Consider the following 21,231-nt stretch of genomic DNA (forward strand, 5'->3'; position numbering starts at 1 on the left):
GTTGATATACCTTGTTAAAAAATGCTCCTTCTTTGTTTTGAATGTGAATAGTATTGATATCCGGGCTTGTATTTTGCTCCATTGTAAATGAGCTTCAAGGCCGGCAGCTGGCCTGTATTCAGCAGCTCATTGATTTCATCGAGGTTTGCCAGAAGCGTAAAATCGTGGCGTACCACAAACAACGACATATCTGCAACCCTGCCAATTATCCTGGCGTCGGTTACCAGACCCACAGGCGGCGTGTCTATTATAATGTGGTCGTACCTGCTTTTGAAAATCCCAATAAGTTGGTCAAAGCGTTCTGTGGAAAGCAGTTCGGCAGGATCGGGAGGCGACGGGCCGGAAGTCATTATATCAAAAGCATTGCGTGCCCTACCTTGCTGGATGAGACTCTCAGGAGCCGGATCTTCGTGCATATAATCTGTAAACCCGGCGGGATCGAGGTTCAGATAAGCTGCCACTGAAGGTCGCCGCAAGTCCAGTTCAAGTAATAAAACCTTCTTATCCGCATTTGCAAGAGACTCCGCTAAATGCATAGCAACAAACGACTTACCTTCTCCCGAGGCAGCAGAAGTGATCAGGATCGTTTGACATTGGTGTACTGGAGAGCCAAAAAGCAGGTTGGTACGTAATGTTCGAAACTGTTCTGCTACGATACTGCGGCTGTTAGTGTCAAGCAGCTTATGGTGACTCTCGTAGCCGATTTCTCCCACGATCGGTACAATGCAGCGCGTAGTAATGTCATTCTTGTTTGCAATTCTTACTGTCAGGACTTTTTTGATATGCAGTACAAATAGCGGAATGAATAATCCCAGGCACCCCGCGATAAGCAGCACAAGCTGTTTGTCGGGTGTTACTGACTGCGAAGCTGCTTTTGGCGCGTCCAATATCCGCGCATTGGCAATTGTTGAAGACCGGGTAATAGAAGTTTCAATCCGCTTTTTTATTAAAAACAGGTAGAGCTCCTGCTTGATTTGTTGTTGACGAGAGTAGTCGATGTACATCCGCTCCGTAAAAGGAAATTTGGCAATCTGACTTTTAAACTCCCTTTTATGTCGATCGTACGAGTCCAGCGTGATCTGAACTTCGCGCTTCTGTACATCCAATGCAGCACGCATATCAGCCTTCAAGCTACTTAGCTGGCTGTCGAGCGTGTGCATGGTAGGATGGGCCGCGCTCATGGTCACGGCATTCCGCTTCCTGGATAGTACCAGCTCGTTGTATTGCCCAACTAATGCGCTGAAATTACTTTCCTGCTGGATCAGAGAGGTTGGAATTGCACGGTCGGGATTATCCGAGATATATCGGGTAAGTTCTTCGAGGATTTTTAATTTGATAACGTGACCTTCAAGCTCATCAGAAATGCGCGACGACTTTTCACGAAGTGCCTGATTATCTGCATTCAAATCAACTACTCCGTTACGTTGTTTGAATTTGGCTATGCCGGTTTCAATGCTCACCAACTCTGAGGAAACCTGAGCGAGATTGCTTGTAATGAAGGATAACGTACTATCTGCGGTTCGGTTCTTGTCATCAATACTGTTTCGTAAATATTGCCTGATCAGCTCATGAAGAACAGCTTCTCCCTTTTGCGGCAGGATATCTTTTAGCGACAAACCGACGACACTTGCCATCTTGTTGGTTACAGATACCTTCAATGCCGAAGTATACCTTGCTACAACTTCGTCTTTCGCCGAGATTTCAATCGAATATTGATCGTCTGGAGTGTAAATGTGTTTTGTCCGCGAAATTATCGCGGGTACCTGATCAATTAATATAGTATCTCCGAATGCACAGGTCCTGCTTCGCTTTGCATCGGAGATCTGGTATTTTCCTTCTTCGAGAAAAGTCAGTGTATAAATTGTCTTGTTCCGCAGGGTAATGGGAGCGAGAAACACGATTTTGAAAGGCGATTTCTCATACAATTCGGAGGTCTTTACCCTGCCCGAAGCAAAGCAGCGCACCTGCAGTTGGAGCGCGTCCACTACATGCTCCATCAGGTTCCTGCTCCTTAGAATTTCAACCTCATTGTCTACATTGCTTGTAACAGCAGCCAGGCCAAGGTTTTCGAATAAAGCGGCGTCCTCGAAGCTGGTGCCGCGCGAATCGTCTCTCACCAGCAGGGAAGCCTGAATGTCATACCGTGGAGTCGAATACCTCAGGAAAACAATGGCAATTACTACGCATGTAGCCAAAGAAGCTACAAACCAATACCAGAAGCGCAGCGCTTCTTTCAGGAAGTGGAGGCTTACAATGCCTTTTCCGTCATTTGCTAAACTCGTAACCTGCTCTAATTGCTTGCCTGTCATTACATACCTTTTGACTTAGTATGGTTTAGACGTCGGTTAGCAGAATACGTAACGCATTAACCGGAATTTTTTTTGAAATGCGTATAAACAAAAATCCCTGGCAACTCAAAAAGATGCCAGGGATCTATAAAATGGCATTTTCAGGCGAAATGCACTTTCACTTTCTTTAATGCAGAAGCTACTACCTGGTGCATATCATAATAACGATATTCGGCTAATCGCCCACCAAATATTACGTTCTCTTCTTCTCCGGCAAGTGCCTTGTACTGGTTAAAAACGGCAGTATTCTTGTCATCGTTAACCGGATAGTAAGGTTCCGCACCTTTTACCCATTCTTGTGGATACTCGTGCGTGATCACCGTTTTAGGCTGCGTGCCAAATTCAAAGTGCTTATGCTCGATAATCCGCGTAAATGGCGTCTCTCCATCCGTATAGTTTACAACCGCATTACCCTGGTAATTCTCCTTGTCCAGCAACTGGTTTTCAAAGCGAAGGCTGCGATATTCGAGCTGCCCGAATTTGAAATCAAAGTATTCGTCGATTGGACCTGTGTACACCACCGTTTCCGCCAATGCTGTTAGTGCCTCCCTGTCTTTGAAGAAATCGACGCCCAACCTTACTTCCACATCTTTGAGCAGACCTTCCGTCAGCTTGTTGTAACCACCGATGGGAATGCCCTGGTATTTGTCGTTAAAATAATTGTTGTCAAATGTAAAGCGAACAGGCAAACGCTTGATAATGAACGCAGGCAGTTCCGTTGCTTTCCGTCCCCATTGTTTTTCAGTGTAGGCTTTAATCAGCTTTTCATAGATATCAGTTCCGACGAGCGAAATAGCTTGTTCTTCCAGATTTTGCGGGTCTTTGATACCGGCTTGCTCTACCTGCTCCCTGATCTTTTCCTTTGCTTCCTCCGGCGTGCGCACCTTCCATAGCTGATAGAAGGTGTTCATGTTAAATGGAAGATTGTAAAGTTCTCCATTAAAGTTGGCTACAGGCGAGTTGGTGTAACGGTTAAACTCAACGAAAGAGTTTACGTAATCCCACACATCCTTATCGTTGGTGTGAAAAATGTGTGCACCGTATTTATGTACATTGATACCTTCCACATTTTCGCAATACACATTGCCGCCTGTGTGTTCTCTCCGATCTATCACCAGGCACTTTTTCCCTCTTTTTGTAGCTTCATGCGCAAAAACAGATCCCCACAACCCTGCTCCAACTATTAAATAATCGTATTGTTTCATTAAACTAGTTTGTAATATAATGTGAGTACTAATTGAAAAGATTTCCATCCTAAAACAGAAAAGGCCTCCGATATGGAGACCTTATTCTGCTTATATCTTTTTTCCACTAAACTATTATGGAAGAAGTTTAAGTTCTACGCGACGGTTTCTTTGTAGTCCGTTGCGGGTTGCGCTATCTGCGATAGGTTTGAATGAACCGAAGTAATCAACAATCACTTTGCTTGGGTCAGTCAATCCGGCTTCGTTGATCAGGTAGTTTTTAACTGCATCAACTCGGCGGCGAGAAAGTGCGATGTTGTAACGGTCAGATGCACGACGGTCTGTGTGACCAGCCAGTTGCAAGCGGCAACCGTTTTTGTTCATCAGCGCAGCTACGTTTTTCAACATTTCCTGAGCCTCAGGCTTGATCACGTTTTTGTCTGTATCAAACATTACGTTTGCAAAGATCTCGCTGCAAGCTGCACCCGTTGCCAATGCATTTTTAACATATGCATCGAAGTCAAGTACGCGTCCACCACCGTCTACGATACTTCCTGCTGGTGAATTAGGCTCTTTATCGAAGAAGTCAGAAACACCGTCACCATCTGTATCAAGAAGCAATCTTGGGTCGATATCTTTTGGACGGTTTGCTTTTGCAACTGAGTCCATTTCTTCAAGCGTAAGGATCTTTGGTGGCTTGATCAACACCTTAGGATCTGTGTAACGCAAGTGGTAGTATCCGCCTTCGTCAGGTTTGTAATCCCATTTGCCATCAACTTTCTGAACTTTCAATGGGTTTTTACCCAGTTTGTAAGTCAACTGAATCGCTCCATAACCGTAGCTATCCAATTCAGAGTTTCCTTTACGTGAAGTCTTTTGGTCTTTAATAAGATTCAGATTCTCAGTTCTGTCATAGTCACCACCGTAAGTAGCGTCCAGATAGTCAGAGTTAGTATGGTTCAAACGGAAGTCAAGACCAATATCGATTCTCTTTGTAACTTCGTAGTTTACGTTCAAACCTGTTGGCATGATCCAGTCATTTTTGCTGCCGGTCTCGCGCAATTTTACACCGCCAGTAAGATCATATGCAGTTGCATCGTAGAATATCTGCCCAACCCCTACATACGCATCCACTTTCCAGCGCTTCATTTTATTAGGTCCCATCAAAAGACCTTTCAGGTTGACGGTTCCAGCAATGGAAACATCAAAGTAATTTCCTTCGAAATAACGATTGTAATTACGGCGCTTCATACCTCTCAGATTACCAAGAGATACATCCAAGCGAGACCCGAACAAGTATGAAAGCTGTTTGTTTAAAGTGAGGCCTCCTTGAATTGTTCCGGATTCCTTGTGACTGTCAGCAGATGTTTTTGTAACAGGCCAGAAATCATACTCTCTCAAATCGCCGAAAAACATAGACGGGCCAAAGTGTGCAGAAACTGACCAGGTATTCAGTTTGTAAGGGCCATCGTAGGTTGCTTTGGGATTGTAATCCGGAGAATTCGGTTGCTCTAGCGGTTGCGCCAATGAAGGCAGCGCCATCATTGCCCCCAAGGCAAACGAACAAATCAACTGGGATACTTTTTTCATACTATTCAAGTTAGCGTTATTAAGATTAACTAGGATTGATCTTTAGTCAATATGAGTAAATTAGGTATTCAATTCATGGCCAATTGTACGTCAACCAAATGCCTAGTGCGCACAAAAATAGGTTAACAATATCACTTAATCAACCGAAGTTTCAGAGAAACGGAAAAACTTTCGGGATTACCAATTCAAATTTTACCCGAAAGAAACGTCCTTTTCCGAACTTTCAAAGACGTTGATTTATTTTTTTTAATATTTCAGTCTTCCACGAAAGAAATACTCCTTCCCTTATTTTTTCCCTCGCACTACGCACCAGCCACAAGTAAAATGTAAGGTTGTGGACACTCGCAATCTGTGCGCCCAGCATTTCTCCTGACTTTACAAGATGCCTCAGATATGCCTTACTGTAAAAAGTACTAACGTATCCTCCTAATCCTGCATCAATCGCCGAGAAATCATCCTTCCACTTTTCATTGCGGATATTGATTATGCCTTCCGTAGTAAAAATCATGCCATTCCGCGCGTTCCGCGTTGGCATTACACAATCAAACATATCTACACCCAGTGCAATGCATTCAAGGATATTCGCGGGCGTGCCTACTCCCATCAGATACCGGGGTTTGTCTTTGGGTAATATGTCGCAAACCACTTCCGTCAGCTCGTACATGATCTCGGCCGGTTCGCCTACTGATAAGCCGCCGATTGCATTTCCCTCGCGGTTACAAGAGGCAATAAATTCTGCTGACTGAACCCGAAGATCTTTGTACACACTGCCTTGCACAATCGGGAAAAGTGTCTGCTGGTGACCATATAGAGGATCGGTAGTATCAAATCGCTGGCAGCAACGCACCAGCCAGCGGTGTGTCATTTCCATGGATTGACGGGCATAAGTAAAGTCACAGGGGTAAGGAGTGCATTCATCAAACGCCATGATAATGTCCGCTCCGATGGTCCGTTGAATATCCATCACATTTTCCGGGGTAAATGTGTGTACGCCACCGTCAATGTGTGACTTAAATACCACACCCTCTTCATTGATCTTTCTTCCCGTTCCGGCAAGTGAGTAAACCTGGTACCCGCCGCTATCTGTCAGTATGGGTTTATCCCAGCCATTAAATGCATGCAAGCCTCCTGCGCGGCTCAGTATGTCAAGTCCCGGGCGCAGGTATAAATGATAGGTATTTCCCAGAATGATCTGTGCCTGAATATCGTCATGCAGCTCGCGCTGGTGCACCGCCTTCACCGTCCCCGCAGTACCTACCGGCATAAAGATCGGCGTCTCAATCACACCGTGATCAGTCTCGATATATCCGGCCCTTGCCTTGGAAGCGGGGTCTTCAACTTCTAGTGTAAACTTCATTAAACCTTTTAGATTTCTGAGCTGCAAAAATAGATTGAAGGTCTCGAAGAATACTGACAATGACTGTATATTTGTGAGAATATGATTAAAATTTACCTCTCTCTTCTGTTGTGGCCGAATCATTACTTTATGCGCTAGCAGCGTTTGTTACCGTACAATTATTCTATTATCTCTTCTTTTTTACAAGACTTGCGTTTTATGGAAAAGGTGCGAACTACGGTAACGCAATGCCTGGTGTGACGGTACTGGTTTGCGCCTGGAACGAGCGGGACAATCTGACGGAATTGCTTCCCCTGCTCGATGCACAGGAATATCCCGAATTTGAAGTGATCCTGCTCGATGACCGTTCTGATGACGGGAGCGAGGAATTCATCCGCAGCAACATCTTTCAGTGGAAACACATCAGGTATATCCGGATCAACGATCAGTTTGATCACGTAACACCAAAAAAATACGCATTAACGGTAGGAATGAAGCAGGCAAAATATCCGATTGCGTTGATGACCGATGCCGATTGCCGCCCCTCCTCGCCCCACTGGATCACCGCGATGACTTCCCGTGTAACGCCGGACAAAGACATTGTGCTGGGCTTCTCACCCTACTTCCGGGACAAGGGAATGCTCAACTGGTTTATCCGCTGTGAAACCTTTTATACTGCAGTTCAGTACCTTTCTTTTACGCTGGCCGGAATGACTTACATGGGCGTGGGCCGCAACATATTATATAAGCGTTCGGTATTCTTCGCCAACAAGGGTTTTTACACACATAAGAATGTATACGGCGGAGATGATGATATTTTCCTGAACGAAGTGTCTACCAGTGAAAACACGACGATCTCTATTGAGGAAGATTCGTTTGTTTACTCCCGGCCGAAAACCACGTGGAAGGACTGGTACCGCCAGAAAACGCGCCATATTGCAGTAAGCAGGTACTATAAGCCGCGCAACAAGATATTGCTCGCATTGCTGTCAGGCAGTCATATTGCAGTTTGGCTGCTCGGGCTTGTCGCACTCCTTTTTGGATTGATCACGAGAGACTATCTTTCCTTACAATACCTAGGCATCATCGTTGCGGTGCGCTGGGTGATTCAATGGTTTTTACTCATTATTATAAATCTGAAGCTGGACAAAACGGTAGAGTGGTTCAGCTTTTTGCTCATGGATTTTGCATTGTTTGTTTACTATACCGTTTTCGGTTTTGTTACTTTAACTAAAAGAAGGCCACGCCGGACATGGAACTAATTAACAGGTATTTTCCCGAACTTACTGAGGATCAAAAAAGTAAGTTTAGTCAAATGGAAGAATTATATCAATACTGGAATGCGCGCGTGAATGTGATTTCGCGGCAGGATATTGATACATTATATGAAAGGCACGTGCTGCATTCGCTTGGGATTGCGAAAGTGCAGGGATTCAAAGCAGGAACCAGCGTTTTGGATGTAGGTACCGGGGGCGGTTTTCCCGGCATCCCCCTGGCGATCCTTTATCCCGATGCCCAATTTCACCTTGTGGATAGTATTGGCAAAAAAATCAGGGTAGTGCAGGAGATTGCGGCTGCATTGAAGCTGGATAATGTGCGTGCAGAGCAAACACGGGCTGAAAAGCTGGACGAATCCTATGAATTCGTGGTAAGCCGCGCAGTAACCCGCATCACGCCATTTGTAGGCTGGGTCAGAAAAAACATCAACCGTAATTCATTTCACGAGCTCAGGAACGGGATTTTATATTTAAAAGGAGGCGACCTGGCAGAAGAATTAGGTGAGCTAAACCAGAAAAACCGCGTTTATGCGCTTTCTGACTATTTTAGCGAAGAATTTTTTGAGACCAAGAAGGTCGTGTATGTACCTTTATGAAAATTTAATTTAACCTAATATTATGAACGAACGTTTTAGCGCCAGTGGATTGATGAATCCGTTTTTCCCCGATGAAGTAACTTTCGGAGAGAAAGGCGTAACCTTCAAAGTCAGCAAGCTTTTCAGAAGTACCGACAACTTTGTGTTCTATTCCGACATTTCGGGTGTTGAAGTGGATAGCGGGATGTTTTTTTCGACGATCCGCGTGATCCCGAGAATGCGTCCGGAAATAATTATCAATAATTTTACGAAGGGAGACGCAAAGAAAGTCAAGGAGTTAATTCTCGCGAAGGTGCAATCATAAGTTTTTTTTAGAGTTTACTCTTGCGCTGTATAACTTGAATTCTTAGATTTGCACCACAATTCGAGTAAACAACCGGATATAAACTCCTGAATAGCTCAGCCGGTTAGAGCATCTGACTGTTAATCAGAGGGTCGTTGGTTCGAGCCCAACTTCGGGAGCCTGAAAGTTAAAAAGCCTCATTCTTGCGAATGGGGCTTTTTCATTGTGAGTCACTTGGCTCGCCAGCAGCACTACAAAGTACTTACCTGGACAATCGCCTGGTTGTTGTCGCTGTTCACTTCTCCCCCTGCCCCGCCCACAATCACGGCTGTGATGTTTTGAGTGATATTGGCGGACTGGCCTGCATTTCTGGTGATTTTAAAACCAACCACCGCCTTGCCGCCCTGCGCTATCTTGATGCCTGCCTTCGATGTAATAATTACAAAATTGGCATTTTCTGTAAAATCCCAGCTCGAATTTTGATTCGCTACCCCTCCAAGTACATTCGAAGTGCCTGAGGTCAGTGGATAAGTGATCTTGAATGCAGAAATTTTACTGATGCGAAATGAAATCAATCCGGATGTTTCCACATTGTTGATCTCATACATATTCAATACAAAGTCTCTCGATGCTGCCTCAGCGAATAATAAAGCATTGATATCGATCGTAGGTGTAAGGTCGGCTGCCGAGCTTCTTTTGATCCTGTTGCCCGCGGCATCATAGCCAAATGCGACTCCTTGTGAAAATGATGAACCAGAGAACACAAGACAGAGCGCCACTATAAATAGGTATTTCATCGTAGAAATGGGGAAGGTTTGCTGACAATAGATGCATTTGCATCGCCGTGGTAATGGTATTGAACATTACCAAACAAACCCAAAGGAGTTTTCCTGCGGCGGCAGGCTTCTTTCAAACGGATTGATTCAAGCGTATTGACAAGGGCGAGTGATAGGCCTCTCCACCCGATCTTCATGAAAGGCTTTCCGTAAACCTTTCTTTTATCACAATACTGACAAATCGCGCAATCCATTGGAGCACAATACATTGTACAACCGGCAAATAATTGCACCGTACATCTTCGTTTATATTTAAAGTTAATTGATACGTTTGCCGATGTCCTGCCGGCTTAGGATCGCCCCGAGTTTTGAGATTCCGCGTCCAACATTCCCACTCAACAAAAAGCATAGGGAATCCACTCTGAAGTTCTGAAAAGAACAAGGGTTTTCTGTGTCTTACCGACTACGTTATCAGGTGTTTAAAAGAATACACATACCGCTATTCCGCTTGCCAAAATTGCATTTAAATCCTCCTATATGAAGACAGTTTACCTCCTTTGCAACGTCCGGTCAGCCAATCGCCCTGCGAAAATCCATTGGCCAAAATGTCTTTCCCGAAAGATCCTCTGGCTTTTCACAGCCCTGTACAGCTTCAACTCTCTTGCACAAAATGTAACCTACCAGACCTTACACACCGGAGCTACTTTCAACGGCAGAACCATTAATCAAAATCTTCCCGTTGGAAGTATTTCCGAAAGTGCCGGCGTTGCATCCGGAGGTGCCACTTACTCGATATTACTAGCAATACCTCCCGGAACAAATGGTATTGCTCCGACTATATCCTTAAACTACTATTCCTTAGGAGGAAATGGCGTTTTAGGTCAGGGATGGAGCATTGGCGGCTTGTCAGAAATTACCCGCAGCACGCGCAATAGCTATTTCGATAGTGAGGCAAATCCTATTGTAATGACAAACAGTGACAGGTTTGTTTTGGACGGTTCCCGGCTGATCGGCAAAGTGGGTAACTATGGAGACCCGAATACGACGTATGGTACCGAGTGTGAAAACTTTGCTACTATCATCTCCAAAAACACACAGGGAGACGGCCCGCAATGGTTTGAAATTGTTACAAAGGATGGAATTAAGATGGAATACGGCAATTCGCCGGATTCCAGGCATACCGGCCAGAATGCAACTGTTTTGACGTGGGCTTTATCACGCATTACCTACCCTGATGAAAACTATATCTCGTTCAAGTACAAGGCAGTAAGTTTCGCCTTGCTTATCGAAGAGATCAACTACACGGGTAATGCCGCTCAATTATTAGACCCTTATAATCAGGTCAGATTCGACTACAAGATCCGGACCATTGATGAAAACGCAGGTTTTGAAAACGATACGCGCATAGAAAGCAAATACTTGCTGGATAAAGTCACCACCAAAACCAGTGGCGTCGTTGTCAAAACCTACCAGTTCAATTACGGTCATGACAACATCAATTCGTACCTGAAAGAGGTGACTGAATCGGGTGCAGACGGCAGTTCACTGAACGCCACTATTTTCAAATATGGAGATTCGCCAGCCGAATTTAGTACGGTAACGACAAGCGGGTATGACAATCCATCCGCAACAACCATTACAGGTGATTTTAACGCCGATGGATTAACTGATTTCCTTGAAGCCAGCCTGATCCAGAACCCTCCTGCATATAGGATCAAGGTCTATACCAAGTATCTGCCATACACAGCAAGTCCGAATGATTTTTATGTAGGAAATATCACAGACGCGCCTGTTACTTATTCGGTCGTTAAAAAACAGAGTATACCTAATTCATTTGATTTTCTTGCTTACGACTTCACGGGTGATGGTGCAGATGATGTTCTGATGACCAATATTGCCGGAGCGGGACAGGATCGTACATTATCAAGTCTTCGCATTTACCGGACTCTTCAGAACTATGATTGGCAAAACAATGCACAGTTTGCCATCCAATTTGACCCGCTCACGATAGCTCCCTATACAGGCTATTCGAAGATTCACCCAAGTGGCCACTTCATTTTTCCAGGAGATTATGATGGGGATGGTGTGCAGGATATTCTTACCATGCTGGGAAGTAATGCCGTGAATTACAACTGTCACTTATACAATGGCAAAGTGCAACCCGATTTTGGGTCAATCGTAATCTCGGGGACGCATCTTTTTGAGACAACTGATTGGGCTACTGCCGACAAGGTGCACGTCGTCGATTTCAATGGTGACGGCAAAAGCGATATTATGCTTATCAAGAGCATTCATTGCGAGATTTTTACTTTTGACGGGTGGACTGCGCGACGTATCCACTATTCTGTTAATTATTTAAGCAAAGATCACCTCAGCTATTTTGGTGATTTTAATGGCGACAGAAAGACTGACATTCTTGCCAAACTAACCACTTCGGGCGCATGGAAGGTATTGATATCCAATGGGGTCGGCTTATATGAATCCCCTTTTACTTTCAATACCACACCTGATACAGACCTTTACCTGGGAGACCAACTCGGTATTGCCGATTTAAATGGGGATGGCAAATCAGACATTTATCATGGCTGGCAACTGCCGGACCTGGAAACTGCGAATTTGGACGTCTACTACGGAAGAGGCTTTTCGGGCGCAGGAGCAGGCTTCCATCGCATCACCAGCACTTATGCCGTAAGATTAGGGGCACCACCACCGATGATCGGTGATTTTAATGGGGATCGCAGAGCGGACATCATCAACTTCAAGAGCGTTTCAAACCCCATGGATGTTTTCAACTTCAAAAAAGAAGGACGCGAAAATATCCTTGAAAAGGTAAAGAATGGATACAATCATGTAACGGAATGGAGCTACAAAAAGCTGACGGATGAAAATGGCTTCCATATCCGGGGAAATCTTACAGCGTATCCGTTAAACGCAATTCAGCCACCACTTTACGCCATTTCCGATTTCAAAATACAAGATGGAATTGGCGGCTTCAATACCACTCAATATACTTACGAAGGCACAAAACTTCACCGGGCCGGAAAAGGGTTTATCGGGTTTGGTAAGATAACAGCGAACAACCTGACAACGGGTATCAAAACCGTTGTTGAAAATGAATTTAATACAACCTATTACACGGCTGTCCCCTACCGGACTTCTACCTATCTGGCATCTACCAATGCATTGCTTGATCAAACGACCAATACCAATGTATTTGTTTCTCCGGCAGCCAAACGGTTCTGGGTTCAGACCACCAATATTCTTGAAAACAAAGCATTTGAGGGCCGCACAACTACTACGGTAAATGTTTACGACAATTACGGTAACATCAAGCAAAGTACGGTCAACAATGGAGTTGAAACCACTGTTACCAACACCATTTTTGGCGCTTATCCTGCGGGAGTTCTCAACAAGCCAACCTCTGTAACCGTTTCAAACACCCGGACAGGTCAGCCTGCGTATACGGTTTCAACAGGATACGGATATAACGGCATTGGTCAACTTACTACCAAAACGGATTTTGTGGGACTTCCGAAAAGCGTAGTAACCACTTTCGAGTATTATCCCTTAGGTAACCTGAAAAAAACGACCATAAATCCATCCGGTCTTCCAGCAAGGTCAACCTCTTCTGTTTACGACACCAAAGGCCGCTATCCGGAAACCAAGACGAATGAGCTAAGCCAAACTTCATCTGCGACTTACGATTTTAAATGGGGAAAACCACTGACTATAACGGGAGTAGATGGTTTGATAACAACATTGGAATACGATGCTTTTGGCCGGGAGAAGAAAATCATATTGCCGGAAGGTTATTCAATCACCCAAAATTATGGCTGGAATATTTCAGGTAACGCGGTCTGGTACCTGAACACCTCCCATCCGGGAAAGCCGGATGTAAAAACATTTTACGACCTGTTAAGAAGGGAAATCAAGAGCGAAACGGAAGGTTTTCAGGGACAAACCATTACTCAGGTTAAGACGTACGATAGTCGAGGCAATGTCGCCACAACGACCGATCCGTATAAATCCGGTGAGCCGGTACTGACCACCACAACACAGTATGACACCTACAACCGGCCATTTAATATCAGCAACAACGGTCCTTTTGGCACTACTACCATTGGCTACGTTTATGCAGCAGGAAAGCTGACCACAACCACCACTACGCCCTCGGGAGTTTCTTCGAAAGTAACGGATGCCAGCGGCCAGGTTATCAGCGCTACGGACAATGGAGGCACATTGACCTACACTTATTACAGCCACGGCGGTCTCAAGGAAGTAAACAATGGCGCAGTGATTACAAGCAGCCAATACGATGTGCAGGCCCGGCAAACTTCACTGACCGACCTCAATGCCGGTACAACCACTTACGATTACAATGCATTGGGGCAGCTGGCGAGCCAAACCAATGCAAACAACAAAACGCATACGATGCAATATGACCTGCTGGGCAGGAACACCAGCCGCATTGGCCCTGAGGGTTCAACGGTTTACGAATACTACCTCACAGGCAGCGGAGCGTCCACTAACCAGCTAAAAAAGGTAACCGGGTTTGCCGGCAATCTGGATGAGTATACTTACGATGCATTTGGAAGGTTGCAGACGGTAAAACAATCCGTCGACGCCACTATTTACACGACTACTTACGGCTACAATCTTTACGGGGACATGACATCAGTGTTGTATCCGTCAGGCTTTGGAACTAATCATGCCTATGACGGCAATGGTTATCCGACCACTATTAAAAACAGCACCAATGCGGTGACGCTTTATACCAATAACGGGATGAATGGTCTGGGACAAAACACGGCGTATGCGTTGGGTAACGGCAAATCCTCGGCAATTTCTTACAACTATGGGACACCTAAACTGTTCACAACAGCTGGTGTACAAAACCTGGAACTGACCTGGAATTACGCAAAAGGCAATCTGGATAAACGGAAAGATTACATCAAGAATAAAGAAGAGAGCTTTACATATGATAACCTGAATCGGCTGCTGACGGCTACCGTTTTGGGCAAACCTGCGCAGGTAACATCCTATACAGCCTCAGGAAATATTACTGCAAAAAGTGATGCCGGACAGACATTCAATTATCACCCTGCAAAATTGAATGCAGTTATTGGTGTTGTTTCGCCGACGACAGCGATTCCGGTACTAACTCAGGAAATTACATACACCCCATTCAACCAGCCTGAAAAAATTACGGAGAACGGGTCGGGCCAGCCTTATGAGCTGACCTACACCTACGGCGCCGACTACCAGCGACTGAAAGGGGTCATGAAAAAGAACAATGCGCTGATCAACATGCATTACTACTTTGGAAGCTACGAAAAGGATGTAACGCCAGGTATTGCCGATAAGCATCTGCATTACATTAGTTCACCGGCGGGGCTGATCGCTATTATTATTCGCGAGAACAATGCAGACCAGTATTACTACACTTACACCGATCACCTGGGATCGCTTTTGACTTTAACGGCTTTTAACGGGACAGTCATTCTCGAACAGAACTTCGACGCCTGGGGCCGCCTCCGTCATCCAGCCAATTGGGATTATGCCAATGTCCCCGCCCCAACAAGCTACCTCTATCGTGGATTCACCGGTCATGAGCATTTAACAAATTTCAACCTGATCAACATGAACGGCCGGATGTATGATCCGGTGGTTGGGAGGGTGCTGAGTGTTGATAATTATGTGCAGAATTCGTATTCGACGCAGGGTTATAATCGGTATAGTTATGTGATGAATAATCCATTGAAGCATACGGATCCTACCGGAGAGTTATTCGGTACGATTATGACTTTTACAGGTCATTTGTTCGAAACAGCATTTTTGCACGGCGGCCTGGATCCTACAAGCAAAACAGCTAGAAACAATGCATGGCGCAATTTTGACCCCACAGCAACCGGTACCTTAACAAACAATGCCTGGAAGATAGACATGGGGGCATTCAAGACAGATCCGAAACGCAATTTTTGGGGAAGAGCGGGCACCTTACTTTCCCGATTTACTTGGGAGGCACCTCAATCGCTATTAGGGAATACGTACTCCCATGCAAGAAATGGGGCAAGAAAGGTAGACAATGTTGATTATTGGGGAGGAGCAACGTTGGTTAATGATAATTCAAATTCAGATAATCAATGGGGACTTACGCTGGGTTCTTACATAAATTCAGAGAATATGCAGATTGGGAGTGACATCTTCCGGCATGAATATGGACATGTTTTACAGAGCAGACTAGTGGGTCCTTTGTACTTTGGGCATATTGGTGTTCCAAGCTTTGTTGGATCAATCGCTGAAAACTTCGGTTGGCACAGTCATAATGACGAATGGTACGAAATACAAGCCAACAGAATGTCATTTAAATACTTGCAAAAATACAGGACAAACGACCTACTTACCAGAGGTTGGGATGATCGTTCAGGTGAATATAAGAGAGAATATATTAGGGACTGGTATCTTCTTCTCTTTCCTCCAACATATCCATTTTGGTTTAACTTTTAAAACAATGAAAGCAATGATCTCTAAATCATCTTTTTTCGCCTTGCTTCTTATACAGCTGTTTGCATTATCATGCGAGCATCCTCCTGGTGCAACGGTGAGGTACTTTTTTACAATACAAAACAACAGTTCAAGTCGCATACTATATTTTGTAAATAACGATTATCCAGATATCTCAATTCCCGATTCATTGTCAACAGAAGTTCGGCTTGTGACTCTAAGTTCTGAGGAAAATTTCAAATATGAGTCTTCGAAGAAATGGCCAAAATATTTTAATAGCCTTCCAGCAGACACTCTCAGTATCTTTTTTCTTTCCGCTGATACAGTTTCGAAATATGGTTGGAAACAAGTTCAGAGCAGATATCTGATATTGAATCGAAAAGATATAAGTCTTCAGGATTTAGAAGATAACAAATATTTAATAACCTATCCATAATACCAACCTCGTTGTGATTAATGCCCATATCGGTTGGACTAATCAATGCTTTGAAATACAATAGATAACCAATAAAGTGATATGAAGCTAAACTTATTTTCTATGGTCAAAGCTAGATTTTGATGGATTTAGAACGTGTTGGGAAAACAGACTTGCCAACGGGAAGTCAGAAGAGATTTACTTTATTGATCCGAATCACTTTTATACTGAAGGTGGTTTTTATGATTGCGATTCCATTAATATAAAAAGTAAAGTATTGAAACTTCATAAGTTTAATTTAGACGATTTAAAGAAGAGCAATTTTGTTATTACTTATGAATAATTGGACAATCATATTATTATTGGCATTGTCCTCATGCGATCCTCCTGGTGATACTAGATTAATGTTTCAGAATGATTCGTCACATCCAATCATTTTCACCAAAGCACCAGATGAAGGCAAAGCTGGGGATCCTTACAGTTTTTATGATTGTTCGTCAAGCAAACTTGCACATACCTACCTCGTGGAAGGAGAAAAGGACGGTTATCCAACAAGTCCCGGTGAAATGGGAAACTCTTATTCCAAGGTACCCTAAGGGAAGGTTGTTATTCATTGTCTATCATGCTGACTCGGCCATCAGATACATAGATAAATATGGGTGCGACAGTCTCGGAAAGCGGCACGATCTGGTCCTAAAGCGTTTCGAAGTAACTGTGGATTATCTCAAGAAAAACAACTGGACGCTCACTTATCCATGATATAGTCGAGCAATAAAACACTGAGCATTCTATAATTTTTGAACATTCTAGTTAACTATCTATCTAGTATGAAAGACATCCTCTTACTAATTGCACTATCCATCACTCATCTCACCCAAGCCCAGATCAACCTTACAATCGACTACAATTGTAAAGATTCCACATCAGGTTTTTCAACTATTGAAGTGATAGACAACAGAGACGGCCAGAAACTATTAGGATATATTCATAAAGGGCTGGGAAACAATAGCAAACAAATCGTCTTCGAGGGAAGTATTGCGGATAGTCTAGCGATATTTTTTAAAGGTAAAAACGAAAGCATACGCAATCAAAAAACATTGGTCTTCATTCTTAATGAGTTATTTATGAATGAAAATACCAGGGACATTCCTGAGAATGGAAAACTCAAACTTTCACTGCGTTTATTTCTTGAAGAGGATGTTGGTAAATATTCTGAAATACTTGCTGTTGACAGCATCTTCACAGTAAAAGGGTTTGATGTTACAAAAAAGCTGTTTCGATCGGTGAGCGAGGAATTTTGTGCCATTGCAAAAGATGCTGCTGAAAGCAAGCTCAACGAGGACAAACCCACATTCACCAGAGACGAGCTAAATGATCTGGATAGTCTGGAAATAAGCCGCATTCCAATATTTTCTAATCAAGTACCCAATTCAGGGATATTTAAAGACTATGCACACTTTGCCCAGAATAATCCCGATATCAATGCAAGAATAATGATTGAAAAATCGAAGAAGGGAAAAGTAACAGCCTATCGCTATTATGGAACAAGAAAGAAAGGTGTACAATTGGAACCTACTGGTCTTTACGCAATATCAGATGGCATTAATTTGTACAAAGCCACTTCCGCAGGCTTTTTCGAAATTAAAAATGTTAATCAACGGCTTTATTATGATCGGCCGGGATCTTTCACAGATGCTAACAGCGGCGCCATGTGGGGCGCGTACTTTGGACTTGCCGGTTCGATTGTCGCCAGCTCCATATCTGCATCAGGCAACAAAAACTATCTCTTTCGATTTAAAATTAATCACCGCCGAGGTAATTCAATTCCAATTGGTCTTGCAGAATAGCATACATCCTGCTTGCCATTGAAACCATTCGATAACAATTCTAATATACAACCCCAATGAAAAACACACTTACCATATTTCTTCTCCTCCTCATTTGCACCGCACAAACCTGTTCCTCCCAGGATCAGCCAAAACCTGTCAGCTCGGAATATGAATCCTGTTGCGGCACTCAGGCTGTTGAGTTTTCTTATGACAAAAAGCGCATTTATGTACCCAATGTTTTTACGCCGAACAAGGATGGTGTGAATGACTATTTCCTGCCTTTTGTAAATGATATCGTGACCGACATTTGGGGATTTACCATATACAGTGCCGTCGGTGACACTATATTGTATCAAAAGCCTTATTGTAATTCCAAAATGGCGATCGCTGATTATGGCTGGGATGGACTTAGACCGGATGGATCCAGGTACAAGGGATTGTTCAGGTATAAAATGCGGGTAGATGACAGCGAAGCGAGGAAACACATCGTGGGAGGACAGGCGTGCGCCATTATTTGTGGAAGTGAGTCAGAGATATTCAAAACAAAAGCCGGATGCTACTACCCCATTCAGGCGGGTAAAGCGGGTACAGTGGATAAATCAATTGCCTCTGCGGAGAAGGATTGCTTCTGATTTTAACAAGTCTGTCATTTTATGAAGGCACAGTGATAAGCAGACACTATTATTTTGTTGAGTCTGATCCAATTACAGCATACTGAAGGTACCTCCGCCATTGATCCCGACCCTCGTGATGTTCTTCGCTGGTGATTTGAAAGGTCGACGGATCGGCGTCGGGTAATTTGTAATTTCTCCAGAATACGTTTTTTTCGTCTTTTGCATAGTAACGCGACAGCACCTTAAATGTAGCCGGATCAGCACCTTCCAGCATTAGGGGCATTCCCTCATCAATGAGAAAAACAGCTTTCGCATCCATTGAATAGTTGTGCATCAACGGCTTGAACGTTTCAGCGTCAGCTGGATCAATTCTGATTGATCCGGTAAAAACACCTCTCCCGTCTGCATGGTAGGAGCGCAGGTTTGTACTGCCCAGGTAAGTGAGGTGGGCAGGATCATCAGAAACGATCCTGTAGCCATCATAAACATGCTTGCGATCTTTGAACAACCCGCCATTTACATTTACAAAGTGGACGGGATCATCGGATAATATGGAGTGAAACGCAAAAACGTGCTGCGAATCCTTTGCCCAGCCATAGCCAAAAACCTGAAAAGTCTTCCCGTCGGCGCCGTTGATCAGCTTACCTTCGAAATAAACATGGTTTCCATCAGTGGCATACAAATGCGCAAATGGTTGTTCGGGGAAGCGCTTTTCGAGTGTTTCAAACTGCGCTGCGACTGCATTCTCCAATGCCGTAACAGTTGCATTCCCAAAGCCGCCATAATAATAAACCTTGTCGTTTTGAATGTAATAGCCCGCTTTCGATAAGATGCCCGGCTTGAATGAAGAATTGCTTCCCTGGCAGGAAAGCAGATTGAATACCAATGTGATGAGGCCCATATACCCGGCGATTATTTTCATGGCTTCCATGCGGGCAAAAAAAGACCCGAATGCCAGGTTCACACACACGCAGGGCATCCGGGTAGTTCAACGAGTTACAATTGAACCGTTACAAAACTATACATCCACACTACAAGGCGAAGAACAAATCAGCAAACGGTCGATATGGGTAAATCATCGGAAGAAGTTTGACAGATTGCCTGCATTATCAATCCTGAATCCATCTAAAAAGGTATTTTTGATTGCACAAACACGCGACCCGAAAAGTGTTTATCACAGCCATGACAAAAACAGGAGAAGAGCAGGATCTAAAAAAGTGCCTCATGCTGATTGAGTCGCAGCTCAGTTGGGGCGACAGCGGGCATTGGAGCAATTACGACTTTGAAAAGCTGAGCGATATCCTACACGAAAAAACCGGCGTAAGACTCAGTATCACCACTTTAAAACGGATTTGGGGAAAGCTTAAATACGACAGCGCACCTACCCTCACAACACTCAATGCACTGGCCAAATTTGCAGGTTTTTCAGATTGGCGGCATTTCAGTCAACAGGAGAGAATGGTGGCAAACTCCTACGTACATACTGCCCCGTTGCCGGTAAGCACTGAACCTGCAACGAAAAAAGGCAAACTGAGATACCTTTGGCTGCTCTCGCTGGTCCCTTTGCTGCTTGCCGGGTATGTTTTGCTTTCCAACAAAGCTTCTGATTCCACGCTCGATCCTAAGCTGTTCTCCTTCCGACCTGACAAGATTGTTACAGAGGGCGTTCCCAACTCGGTAGTGTTCCACTATGATGCGAAGGCGGCTAAAACCAATTCGGTGTTTATCGCACAAACCTGGGATGTGAGCCGCAAAAAACTCATTTCAAAGGACAAACACGAGCATTCTTCCATTTATTACCATCCTGGTTATTTCAACACCAAGCTGATTGCAGACAACCAGATCGTCAAAACGCAGGACCTTTGGATTACTTCGGGCGGCTGGCTTTGTTTGGCGGAAGAAGAGCCGGTACCCGTTTATTTTAAGAAGGAGGAATGCGTCAGCAACGGTATTGTGGAGGTAAATGAGCGTGTTTTAAACAAATATAATCTATCGCTGCACCCGAAAGCACCAAGAGTACGGATTTTCAATCAGCGCGATATGGGCGATCTGATGAGTGACAATTTTGTATTTGAAACAAGTGTCCGGAGTAATTTCAATCAGGGAACGAACGCTTGTCAGCCGATGCAGGTGCTGATTCAATGTAAAAACGATATTATCATTATTCCGCTTGCAGCAAAACCTTGCATAGGCGATCTGTCGCTGGCTTTTTGCGGCACTTATGTAACGAGCAAAGAGGCCGATCTGTCAAATTTCGGTGCAAACCTGACGGAGTGGACGAAACTGAGAGTTGAAACAATCTCGAAACGGGCAGATATTTACGTTAACGACAAAAAAGCCTATACGCTTCATTTCCCAAACGAAGCAACCGGCATTGTGGGTGTTCAATACCGCTTCAATGGAACCGGCGCAGTAAAAGATACCTGGTTTGGTAATAAAAGAAATGTGATTCGGATGAATGAATGATCAATGCGTAAAT

13 protein-coding genes and 1 tRNA gene are annotated in these 21,231 nt (G+C 44.2%); 8 read left to right on the forward strand and 6 right to left on the reverse strand.

Features of this window, described 5'->3' with window-relative positions:
* Positions 1-14: 14 nt before the first annotated feature.
* The 4 genes from ASG33_RS24675 to tgt all read right to left on the reverse strand — a co-directional run bounded on the left by ASG33_RS24675 (position 15) and on the right by tgt (position 6,479).
* The gene (locus ASG33_RS24675) at positions 15-2,309 is read right to left on the reverse strand and encodes a tyrosine-protein kinase family protein (RefSeq protein ID WP_056291931.1); all 2,295 of its coding nucleotides are present in this window, start codon (positions 2,307-2,309) and stop codon (positions 15-17) included.
* Positions 2,310-2,449: 140 nt separating this feature from the next.
* Complete coding sequence (gene glf / locus ASG33_RS24680; RefSeq protein ID WP_056291936.1) at positions 2,450-3,553, reverse strand: UDP-galactopyranose mutase; 1,104 nt, start codon at positions 3,551-3,553, stop codon at positions 2,450-2,452.
* A gap of 114 nt (positions 3,554-3,667) precedes the next feature.
* A complete protein-coding gene (locus ASG33_RS24685; RefSeq protein WP_056291939.1) occupies positions 3,668-5,122 on the reverse strand; it encodes an OmpA family protein in 1,455 nt (484 codons plus the stop codon).
* Between the two features lie 223 nt (positions 5,123-5,345).
* On the reverse strand, positions 5,346-6,479 hold the full coding sequence (gene tgt, locus ASG33_RS24690) for a tRNA guanosine(34) transglycosylase Tgt (RefSeq protein WP_056291942.1): 1,134 nt from the start codon (positions 6,477-6,479) through the stop codon (positions 5,346-5,348).
* Positions 6,480-6,589: 110 nt separating this feature from the next.
* On the opposite strand from tgt, the gene ASG33_RS24695 reads away from it, so the two are divergent.
* The 4 genes from ASG33_RS24695 to ASG33_RS24710 all read left to right on the forward strand — a co-directional run bounded on the left by ASG33_RS24695 (position 6,590) and on the right by ASG33_RS24710 (position 8,793).
* Positions 6,590-7,720: a glycosyltransferase gene (locus ASG33_RS24695; protein ID WP_056291946.1), complete on the forward strand. Its 1,131-nt coding sequence runs from the start codon at positions 6,590-6,592 to the stop codon at positions 7,718-7,720.
* Positions 7,711-8,331 (forward strand): 16S rRNA (guanine(527)-N(7))-methyltransferase RsmG, encoded by a 621-nt coding sequence (gene rsmG, locus ASG33_RS24700; RefSeq protein WP_056291949.1) that lies wholly within the window; start codon positions 7,711-7,713, stop codon positions 8,329-8,331. The genes ASG33_RS24695 and rsmG overlap by 10 nt, the downstream gene beginning before the upstream one ends.
* A gap of 22 nt (positions 8,332-8,353) precedes the next feature.
* A complete protein-coding gene (locus tag ASG33_RS24705) occupies positions 8,354-8,635 on the forward strand; it encodes a hypothetical protein (RefSeq protein WP_056291951.1) in 282 nt (93 codons plus the stop codon).
* 84 nt (positions 8,636-8,719) lie between these two features.
* Positions 8,720-8,793 (forward strand) — tRNA-Asn (locus ASG33_RS24710).
* Between the two features lie 72 nt (positions 8,794-8,865).
* Here ASG33_RS24710 and ASG33_RS24715 read toward each other — a convergent pair.
* Entirely contained in the window at positions 8,866-9,411 is a 546-nt protein-coding gene (locus tag ASG33_RS24715) for a hypothetical protein (RefSeq protein ID WP_056291954.1), read from the reverse strand.
* A gap of 516 nt (positions 9,412-9,927) precedes the next feature.
* On the opposite strand from ASG33_RS24715, the gene ASG33_RS24720 reads away from it, so the two are divergent.
* The 3 genes from ASG33_RS24720 (at position 9,928) to ASG33_RS24740 (ending at position 18,770) form a co-directional block, all read left to right on the forward strand.
* Positions 9,928-15,897, forward strand: a complete 5,970-nt coding sequence (locus ASG33_RS24720; protein WP_056291957.1) for a SpvB/TcaC N-terminal domain-containing protein — start codon at positions 9,928-9,930, stop codon at positions 15,895-15,897.
* Positions 15,898-17,136: 1,239 nt separating this feature from the next.
* On the forward strand, positions 17,137-18,156 hold the full coding sequence (locus ASG33_RS24735; RefSeq protein WP_056291966.1) for a hypothetical protein: 1,020 nt from the start codon (positions 17,137-17,139) through the stop codon (positions 18,154-18,156).
* Positions 18,157-18,212: 56 nt separating this feature from the next.
* Positions 18,213-18,770: a gliding motility-associated C-terminal domain-containing protein gene (locus ASG33_RS24740; RefSeq protein ID WP_056291969.1), complete on the forward strand. Its 558-nt coding sequence runs from the start codon at positions 18,213-18,215 to the stop codon at positions 18,768-18,770.
* Between the two features lie 49 nt (positions 18,771-18,819).
* Here ASG33_RS24740 and ASG33_RS24745 read toward each other — a convergent pair whose 3' ends face one another.
* On the reverse strand, positions 18,820-19,674 hold the full coding sequence (locus ASG33_RS24745; RefSeq protein WP_162242774.1) for a DKNYY domain-containing protein: 855 nt from the start codon (positions 19,672-19,674) through the stop codon (positions 18,820-18,822).
* A 260-nt stretch (positions 19,675-19,934) separates the two neighbouring features.
* On the opposite strand from ASG33_RS24745, the gene ASG33_RS24750 reads away from it, so the two are divergent.
* A complete protein-coding gene (locus tag ASG33_RS24750) occupies positions 19,935-21,218 on the forward strand; it encodes a hypothetical protein (protein WP_056292326.1) in 1,284 nt (427 codons plus the stop codon).
* The last annotated feature ends 13 nt before the right edge of the window (positions 21,219-21,231 follow it).

The sequence above is a fragment of the Dyadobacter sp. Leaf189 genome, from assembly GCF_001424405.1.
In the GTDB taxonomy this organism is placed as follows: Bacteria; Bacteroidota; Bacteroidia; order Cytophagales; family Spirosomataceae; genus Dyadobacter.

Excerpts from the sequence above, each read along its gene's own strand:
- ASG33_RS24675 (WP_056291931.1), bottom strand. The coding sequence starts at position 2,309 with ATGACAGGCAAGCAATTAGAGCAGGTTACGAGTTTAGCAAATGACGGA.
- glf (WP_056291936.1), bottom strand. The coding sequence starts at position 3,553 with ATGAAACAATACGATTATTTAATAGTTGGAGCAGGGTTGTGGGGATCT.
- ASG33_RS24685 (WP_056291939.1), bottom strand. The coding sequence starts at position 5,122 with ATGAAAAAAGTATCCCAGTTGATTTGTTCGTTTGCCTTGGGGGCAATG.
- tgt (WP_056291942.1), bottom strand. The coding sequence starts at position 6,479 with ATGAAGTTTACACTAGAAGTTGAAGACCCCGCTTCCAAGGCAAGGGCC.
- rsmG (WP_056291949.1), top strand. The coding sequence starts at position 7,711 with ATGGAACTAATTAACAGGTATTTTCCCGAACTTACTGAGGATCAAAAA.
- ASG33_RS24705 (WP_056291951.1), top strand. The coding sequence starts at position 8,354 with ATGAACGAACGTTTTAGCGCCAGTGGATTGATGAATCCGTTTTTCCCC.
- ASG33_RS24715 (WP_056291954.1), bottom strand. The coding sequence starts at position 9,411 with ATGAAATACCTATTTATAGTGGCGCTCTGTCTTGTGTTCTCTGGTTCA.
- ASG33_RS24720 (WP_056291957.1), top strand. The coding sequence starts at position 9,928 with ATGAAGACAGTTTACCTCCTTTGCAACGTCCGGTCAGCCAATCGCCCT.
- ASG33_RS24735 (WP_056291966.1), top strand. The coding sequence starts at position 17,137 with ATGAAAGACATCCTCTTACTAATTGCACTATCCATCACTCATCTCACC.
- ASG33_RS24740 (WP_056291969.1), top strand. The coding sequence starts at position 18,213 with ATGAAAAACACACTTACCATATTTCTTCTCCTCCTCATTTGCACCGCA.
- ASG33_RS24745 (WP_162242774.1), bottom strand. The coding sequence starts at position 19,674 with ATGAAAATAATCGCCGGGTATATGGGCCTCATCACATTGGTATTCAAT.
- ASG33_RS24750 (WP_056292326.1), top strand. The coding sequence starts at position 19,935 with ATGACAAAAACAGGAGAAGAGCAGGATCTAAAAAAGTGCCTCATGCTG.